The organism is Shewanella sp. BF02_Schw (genome assembly GCF_014596695.2).
GTDB lineage: Bacteria > Pseudomonadota > Gammaproteobacteria > Enterobacterales > Shewanellaceae > Shewanella.
This window is the reverse complement of the sequence record NZ_JABKAW020000006.1, coordinates 170,098-184,967: the sequence shown is the minus strand read 5'-3', so window position 1 is coordinate 184,967 and position 14,870 is coordinate 170,098. Positions and strand designations below refer to the sequence as shown.

Genomic DNA, 14,870 nt, shown 5'->3' with positions numbered 1-14,870 from the left:
GCGAACGATATCAGAACGCCAAAATTTTGCACAAGTATTCATCAATAAATCTCATTAGCAGCTATAACATTTTAATCTATTGATATATCCAAATAGCACACAAGGAGAGCGAAAACGACCGTGTTGTTATACATTACATTTACAGGTTATTGATTAAGGTCACAGCAAATAGAATAATTGTAGCCTCAATATCTAATAACCTTTAAATACAATTATTTATTTAAACACAGGCCGATGAGAATCCCCTATATTTAGGATAAAAACGAGTATGAGTGAATTGCCCTGCTATCAATGATATTTAGTACGCCAAGTTCACACTGACTGACTATTTACTAAAAGTTTACACTCACAAAAGCAACTAATAGAAAATACCCCATCACATTGATTAAATTAAAAAAATATACCTTAATAACTTTATTGAAACAGAGAGTTCTACAGTAATAACCCCATAAGTACTGGTGCACACCTTGACGGCCAAAGCTCAAATGAGAATAATTATCAAAATCAATACCAAAAATATGTTTTGACCATTATGTTTACCTCCAGCTCATTGAAGTTAGCACCAAGTAACCAAGACACTATTTTTGGAATCGTAAATTCAGCCCTTTCTCCCCCCGCCAAAAAACATTCCATATTGCGCCATCGATAAAACGCTTAAACATCGCACTTGTTTACACCAAAGCATCTTTGATTGCTGACGATCGAGATTACTGAAGATCGGGGGAATGGTCTTTAACACGTTTACAGCCAACTTATCACTTTAAAACAGACCAAACGAAACATAGGGAATATGCATGTTAACTGAAAAGTCCAGATTCACTTTGACCACCATTGCTGTGGCCATTGCAGCCAGTTTTGCTAGCTCGGCAGCATTTGCTGACGACAAAAGTCAGACTGAAGCCAAACCTGAAGTCATTGTGGTGACGGGGAGCTTATTAGGCAATTCTGAAGTTGCAGATTTAAAAACGTATACCGGTAACCGCTCAATCATTACCTCTGATCAAATAGAGCGTACTGCAGCGAGGTCAATTGACACCGCATTACAGCAAGTCCCTGGCATTAAAATTAAAGATGAAACCGGAACAGGGGTTTTACCTAATATATCAGTACGAGGCCTAGACAGCAGCCGCAGTGGCTACGCCCAGCTCTTACTCGATGGGATCCCAATGACACTTGCGCCATATGGGCACACCGGCCAGTCATTATTCCCTGCCACCTTATTCATGATAGATAGAATTGATGTAGCACGCGGCGGAGCATCGATTCAGTACGGTCCTAACAACGTTGGCGGCGTGATTAACCTCATTTCAAAGTCAATCCCAACCGACTGGGAAACTAGCGTTAATGAACGCATGACCTTCTTTGGTGACAGTAATACCTTATTTGATACCAACATCAGCACTGGCGGCGCAGTAAATGAAGATTTTTCGATGCGTTTTGATGGCAACATCACCAAAGGGGAATCGTTTCGTGAACACTCCGAAACCGACATTAAAAACCTAATGTTAAAGACCCTATGGAATATCGATGGGCAAAACAGCTTAGATGCCACGCTGCAATATTACGATGCTTTTTCTGAGTTACCAGGTGCCTTAAATACCGCCGCATATGAAGCTGATCGAGAGCAATCTCTACGCCCTAATGATGAATTTAATGCCAATACTAAACGAGTGTCATTGAAATACAGCCATGTTCTCGATGACTCGAAAGTTATCGATTATGGTGAGATTGATCTCAGAGTATTTGGTAATAAAAGTTCACGTAATTTTCAGTGGGATTTTTATGACTCAAGCAAAGACACCGACGGTAATTTAGGTACTAGCTGGAGTGATACCACCCAGGATGCTACTCATCTGCGTAACTCTCCACGCGACTTTACCGTGTTTGGCATTGAGCCAACAGCAAGCTTGCTTATTGATGGTGATATTAGTCAGCACATTATCGCCGGCGCTCGTTATATTAATGAAGATATTAGCTACCAACTCAACCACATAGAAAAATCGACTCAAACAGCAACTCGTCCGCGTGACTGGCAAATGGATACCAATGCCATGGCCTATTATGTGAGTAATAAGGTAGGATTCTTTGACGACACACTATCGGTTACCCCTGGCATAAGATATGAAGATGTGCGCATGACCTTCACCAATGTTGGCCAAGATTATAGCCAAGATAATCACGTAACCGAGTGGCTTCCTGGCATCACCTTGGGTTATGAGTTCAGTTCAAATTGGTTTGCGTATACTAATGCTCAACGCTCATTGAGAACCCCGCAGATTTCGCAATTATGGCCTAAAGATCAAACTCTAGAATCAGAGCTATCTTGGAACTATGAAGCAGGCGTACGCTTTACCCCAACAGAACGCAGTAACTTAAGTATTGCCGCTTACCGTATCGATTTTGAAAATAAAATCGAGTACGACGGTGACGTTAGTCTATTCGTCAATATTGGCCAAACTCGTAATCAAGGTATTGAGCTAGAAGGCACTTACTCACCGATGTCGCTACCAGATCTTGTTCTAACGGGTGCCTACAACTATTTAGATACTGAACAACTTGATGGAGAATTTGCCGGTAACGAATTGGCTTATGTGTCTAAACATCAACTTTCTGCCAGTGCTTTATACAGTATTAAGGATGTCGATTTAGGATTAATGGCATTTTATTACAGCAAATCATTCGCTGATCTTGCTAATAGTGTTGAAGAGAATATATCTGGTACATCGGGTGAAGTGCCTGCGTATACCGTGGTTAACTTCAATATTGGGACTGAGTTTTTCAAGCAAGATAATCACGGCCTAAAAGTGGGATTATCCGTCAATAATCTATTTGATAACGAATACTACTTTAGAGGCTTAGATGTGTCTCCTGCAGGACGAGTGCCTGCATCAGGACGATCACTGAGCTTAGATGTCGGTTACACCTTCTAATCGAGCAAGGTTGCTAAGATGGATGTCTTTAGTTTTAACTGAATAATAGTCAGCATGTTGTAAACCAACAAAGCCTCAACATTAATGTTGAGGCTTTGTTTTGTTGATGATCGTATTGATGATCGTATTGATGGTCTTAATGGTTATCGAAACGAGGACATCCAGCTCTTTCATCAATGATTAATAGAAACGGAATTGCCGCCGAGCAGATTTAGATGGCCACTACAGCCACGGTAAGATTAGCAACACACATGCATGCAGCCAATCTAAATAACACCGCCCAATAAACGTTAAACAATCAAATCCTTCATCAACTCTTCCAGCACATCTGCCTGACGGCTCAAACTCTCGATTTCCTTTGCCGTCATATTCACTAGCTCCATCACTTGAATAGAGCTACTTCTAACAGAGTCGACATCATTGGCAATATTATCAGCCACAGCCCCTTGTTCCTCGGCAGCCGCTGCAATTTCCAAGCTTCTATCCGAAATATGCTGGTTTTGCTCTGCGATTTCATTAATATTTTGACTTGCGCTTGTCATTAGCTGTTCACTTGATTCGGCTTCTTTTACCGTTTTAGCCATTACGTTCATCACACCACGACTATTGGTCTGCAGCGTTTCAATAATTTTTTGAATTTCAACCGTAGCAGCTTGAGTTCTACCCGCTAAGGTTCTTACTTCATCTGCAACCACTGAGAATCCACGCCCCTGCTCACCGGCTCTTGCCGCTTCAATCGCGGCATTAAGGGCGAGCAAGTTGGTTTGATCAGAGATGGCATTAATTGTTGCTATTACCTCACCAATTTCAGTCGCGCTAGAATCAAGTTCTGCAACAGCAACTGAGGTACCACGTACTTCCCCTGCTAATTGATTAATCTCAACCAAGGTTTTTTTAATCTGAGCCTGGCCTTGTGTGGTTTTCTCAGTGGCGCGCGATATTTGTGTAGATGATTCTTGCGCATGGCTAGCCACTTCTCGAATCGATACCGCCATCTCTTCCGTTGCGCTCGCTAACGAATCAATACGGTCTTGCTGCACGCTGGCTAACTGAGTATTTTCATCACTACGAACACGTAACTGAGCACTAATTTGTTGGATCAAAGCAACCGCTTCCTGGGTGGTTTTCACCAACAGATGTTCACGTTCTGTGACTCTATCAACGGTTCTTGCAATCAAATTAAATTCATTACGAGCAGGTGTGTAACCAATGCGAGACGCAAGGTCACCCTCGGCTAACCTTCTCAATGCTCCATAAATATCGAATAGACTGCCACCGATGAAGGTATTTACATAATAAGAGCAAACAAACATCAACAATAAACTCAAGCTAATGGCAGTGATGTGCCATAAACCTAACCCAGTCAGAAAACTAGTGTCATCAACATAACTCAATGAATAGTCCAGCCCTGAAACCTGCGCGGATATATCTGTATTACGGCCAATATTAATCGCTGTATTTTGCAGTAAGGGCGCCAAATCAGATGCAGATAGCTGAGTAGCCGATGCTAATTTGGCAATCACATCCACTTGTTTTTGTGCTTCTACTGTTCTTTGTGAAGACGCCGCATCGACGAAACAAACACCCATGACAACAACGGCGAGCACAGCAGTAAAAAAAAGAACAAGAAAATTTTCATGTAATTTTACGTTAATTAAATACTTATCTATCCAACGAAATGCAACTTGTTTCACGATGATATCTCCAATAAAAATGATCAGTGATTACCGAGAGTGGCGCATCACCTATCTTATTCAGCAGGTAATATTGATATAAGAGAAGACGTCATTCGGTCAATTATCAGAAATAATATATGACTGTCGTTAGCAGGTATTTCTAAATGACAAAACTGGCATCTAGATCACGCAAAAAACGGAAAAAAAGACACTTAATGCAACTGAAAAATTACACATTGATAACCTTGCTCAAAAAATCGACTGAAGTTGTCGTATGACGACCGTTGTTGGTTAAGGAGTAAATGTAGATGTAGATAAATACCGACATAGCTAAACACAAAATAACAATCACCTAGCCAACTTGTGCATACTTATTATCAGTAAGCATTTAACTCGTTCATGTATTTCATCGGTGATATTTTCATTACTTTTTTAAACATGGTAATAAATGCGCTTACCGACTCATAGCCTAATAACTCAGACACCTGTTGCACACTCTGTTTATCTGAAAGCGCTTGTAGTGAAATAATGATATGCAGTTGAGTGCGCCATTTTCCAAATGTCATCCCGGTTTCTTTTATGATCAGTCGCGCCAATGTACGCTCTGTTAAGGCAAATTGCTTGGCCCATTGCGGCAGTGTTTTTCTATCGTTAGGCTGATTTATCAATTGTTGGCTCATCGCTTGAATCACCACATTTTTAGACAGAACAAAGTCTAAATGTTGAATAGGCATCTCAATGAGTTGCTCAAATAGTACCTGTGCAAGCCGTGCGGTTTTACTGTCTACACGATAATGCTGATCGATACCAGCAAGCGCGCACATCAACTCTTTAACTAAAGGCGTAATAGCCAATGTACAGGTATTTTGCGGCATTCCTTGCATGCTGCCATCAATAAATACATGACAGAGCTCAGCATTATCTGAGGCGCGATTACTGTGATCTTTATTTGCAGGGATCCAGATAGCGCTATGGGTTGGCACCATCCACATTTTTGCCGATACCTCACAGGTAACATAACCATGCAAAGCTAAAATTAACTGGCCTTTAGGGTGAGTGTGTAAAGGGATCTCATGGCTGGCACAGGCGTGCTCTATCTTGGCAATAATGGGTTGCGGCATATATTCAAAATTCTTTATTTCATCCCAGCCAATTACTTCAAACATAATTTTGTCAGTTTTTCGTTATTTAATGTCACTATCTCTAAATTATATCGTTCGACAAATCTTTATACTAGCAACCATTATTAAGTGAAATCTAAAGCAGCTAATGACGTTACAAACTGACAATACTAAACCACAGTCTCGATTCTCTGGCGCATTACTCGTAATAGGAATTTTGCTTATTGCAGCTAATTTACGCGCGCCTTTTACCGGCATTGCTCCTGTGCTGGAGCAAATTATTAGTCACTTTGGCCTAAGCGGATCTCAAGCTGGATTTTTAACCACTCTGCCACTAATTGCCTTTGCGATTGTTTCACCTATGGCGGCTTTTTTTGCCCGAAAACAAGGATTAGAACATGCCTTGTTTGCCGCGCTAATACTGATATTGCTCGGTATTGGAGCTCGATTTGTCGACTCATCAGCCATGTTACTCATTGGTACTGCCATTATTGGCGTCGGTATCGCAATTGCAAACGTGTTACTACCCAGTCTGATAAAACGAGATTTTGCCACTAAAATTGCGCTCATGACCTCAGCCTACGTGCTCACGATGGGAGTGGTATCAGGTGGGTTTTCGGCTCTGGTATTTCCGCTTAGTCAACTCAATGGCTTAGGCTGGCAACTGGCACTGGGCTCGGCAGCCATCATCACAGTTGCCAGCTTAATTGTGTGGAGCGCTCAGCTGGGTAAACACACGAAACCAACTTATTCTGCACATCAATCGGCACCCTCGAAAAGTGTATGGCGCTATCTACTAGCCTGGCAAATTAGCTTGTTATTAGGCCTAAACTCATTTCTGAATTACATCATCATTACGTGGTTACCAAGCATATTGACCGACACCGGCCACTCGGCCGTTGAAGCGGGGGCGTATCATGGTGCCTTTCAAATTGCGACAGCACTTCCTGGCTTAATATTAATTCCGTTACTGGCTAAATTAAAAGATCAAAGCGCGCTAAGTTTTATTTTGGCACTACTCAGTGCAGGCAGTGCACTTGGGCTGCTTTACATGCCTCACTTTGCTTTTGTATGGACACTAATGCTGGGGTTTTGCTCTGGGGCCTGTTTTATTTTGGGACTATCGTTTATTAGTTTACGCACCGATGATCCGCACCAAGCCGCATCGCTTTCTGGTATGTCACAAAGTGTGGGCTATTTACTGGCAGCCGTTGGGCCTATGGTGGCGGGCGCGTTGCACACTTCAACAGGCAGTTGGGATGCGCCATTATGGTTATGTGCGATTGCTGGTGTGCTGTGTGCACTATGTGGTTTAGGTGGCGGCAGAAACACCACATTACATAAGTCGGTTAACTGATAAAAAACCACAAATCGGCTACTTCGAAATCGTGATAGCCGATTTGCTATTGGAAAACATTAAAGACTTCGGTTGAGATATTTAAGCGCTTTTTCATTACCTAATTCAGCACTTTGCTTTATCCATTTATCACCTTCAACTTGATCTTGGTTGCCAATCAATCGCTTTCCCAAAGCATATTGAGCATCGTTCTGTCCAAGCTCAGCGGCTTTAGTCAACCAACTCAAACCGAGCTTTTCGTTAACCGCTACCCCTTCGCCATTCAAATAAATTTCACTAAGATTCACCATGGCAATTATTCCCCCCCAGTCTATAGAGGCTTCATAGAGTGAAATAGCTTTGTGTATATCTTGTGGCACACCCGTTCCTAAGCGATACATTTCGCCCAAGTTATTAGCAGCAGTGAGCTGCTTATTGGCGATAGCCCTTTCAAAGTGTAACTTAGCTTTTTTATAATCTTGTTCAACTACATCGCCGAAAAAGTATAGATTACCAATAAGCGCATCTGCATCGGCCTTTTCTATTCGTGCATATTCACGGTAAAGCTCAAACCCCTTATCGAGATCTTTGGCTACACCCTCACCTTTTAGATATAACTTGGCTAGCCTAATACATGAATAAGAACTTGAAAGACTTTGTTGATACCAGTTAATGGCCTTTTGAATATTATGATGTTCTGGACTTGCAGTTTCATATATCCAACCAATATTCGAACCAGTCTGTTGACGCCCTAGCTCATATGCTTTTTCAAAGTAAGTAATGGCTTTGTCAAAATCATGAGTAACCTCGGAACTTTGCGAATAAATAACCCCACTATAATAAGCTGAGTTAGCACTATGGTTAACTGAATCCAATAGATATGATAACGCTAACTTATCATTCTTCTCAGTCCCTTTACCTAAATGATAACTAATACCCAGATGCTTATAAGCGGCTTTAAAGCCTAAATCTGCAGCTTGCTTAAGGTAAGAAAATGATTGCTTATCATCTTGTTGCACACCATTGCCGAAGCGATACATTACACCTAAGTTTGTAAGTGCATTTGGATTACCTAATGCAGCTGCTTTATAAAAAAGCGGTACAGCAGTAGATAAATCTGTCTCTACTTTTTCACCATTTAAATAAAGTACTGCAATATTATTTAACGCGAGCGCATTACCTTGATCGGCAGCCATCTTATAGAGTTGTAAAGCTGTTTGAATGTTTTGGGAAACATACTCACCATTTTCATAGAACATACCCAAATTGACTTGCGAGTCTGCGTCACCAAGCTCTGCGGCTTTATGATAAAGCTCTACAGCAGCTAATTTATCCTCACCAACATTCCAGCCAAAATCATATGTTTTAGCAAGATAACCAACAGCAAAAGGATAATTATGCTCTACAGCAATGGCTAAATATTCATGCCCAAGTTGGATGTTTTTGTCAGCTCCAGCACCATTAATATACATGAGAGCAAGGTTATACTGCGCAATTGCTGAATCACTATCAGCCGCCAATTTGTACCATCTAAAAGCTTGCTGTTGATCATTTTTTTCAAAGTCATAAAAATAAGCTAGCCCCAAATAACAAGATACTTGTTCTGACTCCGCCCCAATAAGGAAATTAGCCTCGGCTTTGTGTAAATCTTGATAACTTGGTTCATCTAGATACAGGTAACCTAACTCGCAATTTGCCATGGCAAATTTTTGATTAAGTGCTTTTTGATAATAGAAAATCGCTTTATCAAGATCTTTTTCTACAAATTCACCTTCACGATAAAAAGAAGCCAAATTAACAAAGGATTGAGGGTCATTTTGTTTCGCGGCTTTATTATACCAATGGAATGCAAGAGCATTATCTTCTTTAACCCCTAAAGCACCTAGGTCATAAATCAGCCCTAATTCACCCTGAGCTCTAGCATTACCGTCATTTGCAGCTTGCTGATAAAGTGTTAATGCTTTTTCTGGCTGATTGTTCTTATGATACGACTCTGCTAAACGTAATTGATCATCACTGTTATGAAGATTCGTATCTGTTTCGGTTTTGTCATTATTGCTAGATGTCGATGAACAAGCAGCTAAAAGTCCAGCGATCAGAGTGATAAGAAGAAGGTGATACATGTTATTCCTTTAACGATAATTTAGCATTTCAACATCATAACTACTTAACCCAAAATAATAAACATCACTTTACGCTACTGTTTATTTGTTATTACAAAAATATTTAATATCATGATGTTATTGATTTTCTATTTATTTCGCATAACGAAGTGCTACATAAGCGTCATGCTCTATATATGGGTTCAGCGACACGAGTGTCACACTAATTTCTGACATCAAAATAGAAGCTATTTCATTGCAGCACGGACATACACATCAAAACGATTTTTCTTACTTGCGATGATCATGCTGGGTTTTACCCCATCAAGATCGCCGGCATAATCTGGACGCTTTACTACCACGCGCTTAGTGGCGAGTGCCATAGCGGGTGCTAACAGTCCATCTGCATCTAAGTCTGCGCCGACAAGAGTTTGAAACACGCGCATTTCTTTTTTAACCAGGGCTGATTTTTCACGGTGTGGGTACATAGGATCAAGATAAACAACATCGATCTCAGTGCCAGACGACTTCGCGGCGTCGGCTAACGCACTGATACTTGAGCCGTGAAATAAGCTCATCAAATCGCGCATCCACTCGCCTATTTCAGCGTCTTCATAAGCGCGGCGTAAACCATCTTCAAGCAATGCCGCCACTACAGGATGACGTTCAACCATAATCACTTTACAGCCAAGGCTGGCCAGCACAAAAGCATCTCTGCCAAGCCCTGCGGTGCCATCAACTACGGTGGGCGTTACGCCTTGCTTTAGCCCGACAGCTTTAGCAATAGATTGACCGCGTCCACCACCAAACTTACGTCGATGCGCCACAGCACCAGACACAAAGTCAACGCTAATGCCGTCAAGCTTAGGCTCATCTCGCTTATGCAAACTCAAGCAGTTTTGCTCGAAACGCAATTCAAAAGCGGCGTCTTTGTCCCACACCAACTGCCAGCGCTGGGCTATATCGACTAATGAGGGATACTGCTGATTAAAGAAGATAGGTGTCTGCAACAAGATGATTACCATGTCAATGTAAGAAACTACGCCATTATGCCAAAAGCCATCACCAGTGAACACCTATACCTCGCGCGCTAGAAAACTTATAATGTCGCTATTACACAGTTTTTGCTGTCTCATTTAGTAAATGGAAATGCCCATGCTCAGTTATCGCCACGGTTATCATGCAGGCAATTATGCCGATGTACTTAAGCACTCTATGCTTATTCAAGTATTAAAAGCCATGCAGAAAAAAGATAAACCTTATGTGTATATCGATACTCATGCAGGCGCTGGTGCCTACTCATTAACCGATGAGTTCGCCCAAAAAACCGGAGAGTATTTAGAGGGTGTTGCCAAACTATGGGACCACGCTAATTTACCCACTGCATTGGCCAACTATGTTGAAACTGTGCAGCACTTTAACGCTGAGTTTGATGGCGAGTTAACCGTGTACCCTGGCTCACCGGCTATTGTAGATGTTGAGCTTCGTCCGCAAGATCGTATGGTGTTACACGAACTCCACGGTACTGACCATGAGTTACTAGCAGATTATTTTGTGGAAGACAAACAAGTCAAAGTCATTAAAGGTGATGGTTTACAGGGTTTAATTGCCGCGGTACCGCCATTAGAACGTCGTGGGGTGATATTAATCGACCCTAGCTATGAAATGAAAACTGACTATCAAGATGTTGCTCAAGCCATCATTAAAGCCCACAAACGCTTTGCTACCGGGACATTTCTTTTATGGTATCCGGTGGTTAAACGTGAGCAAACAGAAGCTATGTTAACGCTACTAAAAAATAGTGGCATTAAGAAACAACTGCGTATTGAGCAAGGCATTAGCGCCGACAGTGACGAGTTTGGTATGACAGCTGCGGGTTTGTGGGTAATTAACCCACCTTGGCAAATGGATGTATTGGCTAAAGAGGCATTAGATTACTTAGCGCCTTTACTAGGCGGTGCCGACGGAAGCATTAGCGTAAAGTGGGAAGTAGGCGAGTAAGACTTTCTACCCGCAAAAGATGTGAGTTTATTGTCGTATCAGATCCTAACTATCTTTATTGAAATAACACACAAATTTCAAATGGAATTAACCTGCAGGCTCAATGGTTCTCCGTCCGAAGTGTCCGAAATAGCGTGATGAAAATGCCGTAGTGACATCATGGATGATGGCACAGGCTCAGGGGTACATGGATGTACCATCTGAGCCGTTAGGCGATTTTTATTATGCTATGAGGATCAACACTTTGTCGGAGCTGCGGGGGAGATCCAAGAGGGGGAAGCAGTTTTCCCCTTCTTGGTCGGGTGTGGGCGAAGCGCCACGACCTTGATGTTATTTATTGACGTATGACTGAGCATTAATTAAAGAATGCACCTGCTGCACCCGGAAACACCACCGGGCTAACATTGCCATTCGCGGCGACACTCGCGACACCATACAAATAATTGTCGATAACCATATTATCTAACGTGAACTGATTAACCTTGCCGACATAGCGGCTATGAGTCCATTCCGCTACCGTTGTTGAGCGCCAATATACGCGATAACCGACAACGGTTTTGTCGTCACTACTGGCCCAACTTAAGGTGGTACTCGGCGATACTTGCCCTGCAATGGTCACCTTGGTTGGTGGCGCGGGTGCCCATGCTTGTGACGCTAAACTTAGCGCATTAAGTGCAGTCAGTTTGGCGGTAAATCCAAAATCAACACCTTCAATCACATCACCATACGCAATACCATTTTCTACCCGTATATCTTGATGCTGACGATTATAGTTCTCGTTGGTTTCCATAATCCGCACGGCAGGCAAACCAGCCTGATTAAACGGTAAATGATGCCCACCACGACCAAAACGATCGAGTCGATACACCAACATCACCTCTAAATTAGTCATGTACTGGTCGGCTAGCGATTTAATTTTACGAGCTAAATTGCGTGAAGCAGAATCATTTTCGCCGCCACTAAAATAGCGTTCTTTGGCTTCATCTGCGGTTTCGGCAAAACGTACGCCTTCAGAAAACACCCGTACACTGCTGTTATTCACCACGCCATTAATGCCAGATATATTGCCAATCATGTCATTATTTAATACTGCTTGAACCTGCCAATTTTGCGCTTTAGCATAATCAGCTAAAATATTGCCGCCATACAAACCTTGCTCTTCGCCCGACAATGCAGCATAAACGATAGTGCCGTTAAATTGATATTTTGATAATACTCGCGCAGCTTCTAGCGCCCCTGCCACACCCGATGCATTGTCGTTAGCACCAGGAGAAATTGAGGTAGCATCCAACACATCGCTAACGCGAGAATCAATGTCGCCACTCATCATCACCACACGCTTAGGATCCGTTTTACCACGCTGAATCGCGATAACGTTAACCACTTCAGTTGGATTTTCGATTCGTTTACCTTGAACAGTGTCGCCAACCGTCACCACTTCTAAACAGCCACCACATTCTTTTGATATACGATTAAACTCAGCTTCAATCCAGCGCCTAGCAGCACCGATACCTTGGGTGTCAGATGTGGTATTAGACAAAGTATGACGGGTCCCGAAGCCAACTAAGGTGCGAATATCTTGTTCAATCCGCTTAGCTTGCGGTGCGGTAGCGATGTCGTATAAACGCACATCTTCTTGTGATGGGGCAACAAACGTTGATTTGTCGGCAGCAAATGCTGGCACGGTTACAGCACCCAATATTAGCAACCCGGCCATACCCACTAAACAATAACCGTTGTTACGACTGAGTTTGACCCGCTTAGGTTGTACTTTATGAATTACATGGTTCATTAATAAATACCTTAAATTAACTGGCTAATGCTTTTTGGTAGCGTTTTAATAATATTTTTACGCGCTTCACATAATCTTGTGTTTCAGGATAGGGCGGTATACCGCGGTATTGCATCACCGTCGTTGGGCCGGCATTGTATGCCGCACAAGCAAGGTCAATGTCGCCGTTAAATTGGCTTAATAGCTGCGCAAGATAACGACTGCCACCACGAATATTCTGTTGAGCATTGAAAGGATCATCGACGTCCATATCGCTAGCAGTACCTGGCATTAATTGCATTAGGCCTTTGGCACCTGCTTTGGATAATGCGCCAATTTTAAACGCTGATTCTGCATGGATCACTGCTCGAATAAGTGCAGGATCAAGCTGATACTGCCGCGCGGCTAAAGCGACGTCTGCGGCGAAATGTGAGGTAAATAATGGGATCTTATACCAATCGATAACCGAATCGACCCGGCATGCAAAACATTCATACAATAACACTTGATAGTCTGCATCCAGCGGTTGTTGGTCGCTAAACACCATCACCCCATTGGTTTGTTTGTATTGAAACACTTTACGCTTTTCAACGCCTAAATCACTGACAATACCATTTTCGGAGTAACTGGCTTTAACACGAGGCTTACTCGATACTGTGCCCGCTTTCGTTAACGCATAATTATTGGTTAAGGTACGCGGTTTCTGTTTGTTTCCTACATAGCCTGCATTCAACGACAGCTGATCATTAATTGATTGCTCATCGGCAGGCTTAGTGTTGCGGCGACTCAACACGTTATATGTTTCTATAGTCGGCGCTGGGTGATTTTCAGCTGTGGTAGTTTGAGATTGCTGTAACGATAACTGCTTTTTTGCTGCGGCTTGCTGAGGAATATACTTAGCTTTGATTTGCGGCTTTTCAACGTCTTCCACGGCAGGATAAACCACTTGCTTGGCTTGTACCTGCACAGGTATGCAAACACAAGCCAACAAGGTAGCGATACCCAATAGCGTCTGCCGATTACGCCATGTCATGTGACTATTCCTGCACTTGATCGAATATAGGCATCGGCGCGATACGGGCGAATTTTGCCACCGCCGAACCTGGGAAAATTTTAACCCCACTGTTTAACTCATCTACGGCTTTACGGTAAAAGTCTTCTGCGTGGACAAAGTCGAGCTCTAGCTGTATATATTCAGCGAGCTGATCCGCACTCAGTTTGTCTTTATTCACTGTAGCTAATAGCGCTTCTAAACCTTGATCAATCTGCTGCCAAGCGGCTATCGATACCGACAAAGAGCCACCAGCCATATTTGACTCTTCAATCGGTTGTTCCCAATCATGTTCGGGCTGTAACAGTTTTAGTTGCTCCAACTGGGCTTGTTGGTCATCTGTTAAAGGGCGTGGATAAGATGGTTTTTCCTGACATAGCTCGGTAAACAATGTCAGTCTTTTATCAATTTTTGAGTCGATCACTTTCAGCGCTTCAATGGCTGAAGTGCGTTTTTTAAGTAAACTGGCATACCAAAGATAAGCCAGAATAGCGGCTAAAGTGAGGCTTATAAACAGCGCCTGCATGGTGACATCCTTTATTATTGTTATTCACTATCATAATCATTATTTAATCAAAAGTTCATCTTTATTGGCGATACCTTTACTAAAAATAAACCACAAAAGAGTAAGCCAAACACCAATAGATGTTAATAAACTGTTTTGATTCAGATCTTAACTATAACACAAAAAATAGTACTAGCACGGTTGAATACTGTACAGTTAAAATTTTAATCTTTAGTTTTATCAACTACCTAAAACCATTCGCACAAGAGTGTTTTTTAAACACATTTACAGTTTCCCCTGCACAAATAATTAAAATATCGTTTAATAATGCTGACTTAACACCATTAAGGCTATTTATTAGCAGCTGCATCTATCGA

The 14,870-nt window shown here is 42.2% G+C and carries 9 protein-coding genes and 1 pseudogene; 3 read left to right on the top strand and 7 right to left on the bottom strand.

What is annotated here, in order from left to right:
• Positions 1–794 precede the first annotated feature (794 nt).
• Entirely contained in the window at positions 795–2,930 is a 2,136-nt protein-coding gene (locus HNW13_RS19595; RefSeq protein ID WP_192116165.1) for a TonB-dependent siderophore receptor, read from the top strand.
• Positions 2,931–3,220: 290 nt separating this feature from the next.
• Here the strand turns inward: HNW13_RS19595 and HNW13_RS19590 are convergent, their stop codons facing one another.
• Together HNW13_RS19590 and HNW13_RS19585 are read right to left on the bottom strand one after the other, a co-directional pair.
• Complete coding sequence (locus HNW13_RS19590; protein WP_162024110.1) at positions 3,221–4,624, bottom strand: methyl-accepting chemotaxis protein; 1,404 nt, start codon at positions 4,622–4,624, stop codon at positions 3,221–3,223.
• A gap of 359 nt (positions 4,625–4,983) precedes the next feature.
• Positions 4,984–5,772, bottom strand: a complete 789-nt coding sequence (locus tag HNW13_RS19585) for a helix-turn-helix transcriptional regulator (protein ID WP_101088544.1) — start codon at positions 5,770–5,772, stop codon at positions 4,984–4,986.
• A gap of 103 nt (positions 5,773–5,875) precedes the next feature.
• Between HNW13_RS19585 and HNW13_RS19580 the strand changes: the two genes are divergently transcribed.
• Positions 5,876–7,084 (top strand): MFS transporter, encoded by a 1,209-nt coding sequence (locus tag HNW13_RS19580; protein ID WP_182744062.1) that lies wholly within the window; start codon positions 5,876–5,878, stop codon positions 7,082–7,084.
• A 59-nt stretch (positions 7,085–7,143) separates the two neighbouring features.
• Here the strand turns inward: HNW13_RS19580 and HNW13_RS19575 are convergent, their stop codons facing one another.
• Positions 7,144–9,186, bottom strand: coding sequence for a tetratricopeptide repeat protein (locus HNW13_RS19575; protein ID WP_192116166.1), 2,043 nt, complete (start codon positions 9,184–9,186; stop codon positions 7,144–7,146).
• Between the two features lie 227 nt (positions 9,187–9,413).
• Complete coding sequence (locus tag HNW13_RS19570) at positions 9,414–10,190, bottom strand: class I SAM-dependent methyltransferase (protein ID WP_192116257.1); 777 nt, start codon at positions 10,188–10,190, stop codon at positions 9,414–9,416.
• Positions 10,191–10,320: 130 nt separating this feature from the next.
• Here HNW13_RS19570 and rlmJ point away from each other — a divergent pair, with 130 nt between their 5' ends.
• The gene (gene rlmJ, locus HNW13_RS19565) at positions 10,321–11,166 is read left to right on the top strand and encodes a 23S rRNA (adenine(2030)-N(6))-methyltransferase RlmJ (RefSeq protein WP_192116167.1); all 846 of its coding nucleotides are present in this window, start codon (positions 10,321–10,323) and stop codon (positions 11,164–11,166) included.
• A gap of 355 nt (positions 11,167–11,521) precedes the next feature.
• Here the strand turns inward: rlmJ and HNW13_RS19560 are convergent, their stop codons facing one another.
• The 3 genes and pseudogenes from HNW13_RS19560 to HNW13_RS19550 form a co-directional block, all read right to left on the bottom strand.
• Positions 11,522–12,958: a M28 family peptidase gene (locus HNW13_RS19560; RefSeq protein WP_192116168.1), complete on the bottom strand. Its 1,437-nt coding sequence runs from the start codon at positions 12,956–12,958 to the stop codon at positions 11,522–11,524.
• A gap of 16 nt (positions 12,959–12,974) precedes the next feature.
• Positions 12,975–13,595: pseudogene (locus HNW13_RS23580) on the bottom strand (lytic transglycosylase domain-containing protein); the annotation flags it as partial.
• Between the two features lie 379 nt (positions 13,596–13,974).
• Positions 13,975–14,514, bottom strand: a complete 540-nt coding sequence (locus HNW13_RS19550; RefSeq protein WP_162024116.1) for a hypothetical protein — start codon at positions 14,512–14,514, stop codon at positions 13,975–13,977.
• Positions 14,515–14,870: the final 356 nt, after the last annotated feature.

Coding starts and splice junctions, on each gene's coding strand:
- HNW13_RS19595 (WP_192116165.1), top strand. CDS start 795: ATGTTAACTGAAAAGTCCAGATTCACTTTGACCACCATTGCTGTGGCC.
- HNW13_RS19585 (WP_101088544.1), bottom strand. CDS start 5,772: ATGTTTGAAGTAATTGGCTGGGATGAAATAAAGAATTTTGAATATATG.
- HNW13_RS19580 (WP_182744062.1), top strand. CDS start 5,876: ATGACGTTACAAACTGACAATACTAAACCACAGTCTCGATTCTCTGGC.
- HNW13_RS19575 (WP_192116166.1), bottom strand. CDS start 9,186: ATGTATCACCTTCTTCTTATCACTCTGATCGCTGGACTTTTAGCTGCT.
- HNW13_RS19570 (WP_192116257.1), bottom strand. CDS start 10,190: ATGGTAATCATCTTGTTGCAGACACCTATCTTCTTTAATCAGCAGTAT.
- rlmJ (WP_192116167.1), top strand. CDS start 10,321: ATGCTCAGTTATCGCCACGGTTATCATGCAGGCAATTATGCCGATGTA.
- HNW13_RS19560 (WP_192116168.1), bottom strand. CDS start 12,958: ATGAACCATGTAATTCATAAAGTACAACCTAAGCGGGTCAAACTCAGT.
- HNW13_RS19550 (WP_162024116.1), bottom strand. CDS start 14,514: ATGCAGGCGCTGTTTATAAGCCTCACTTTAGCCGCTATTCTGGCTTAT.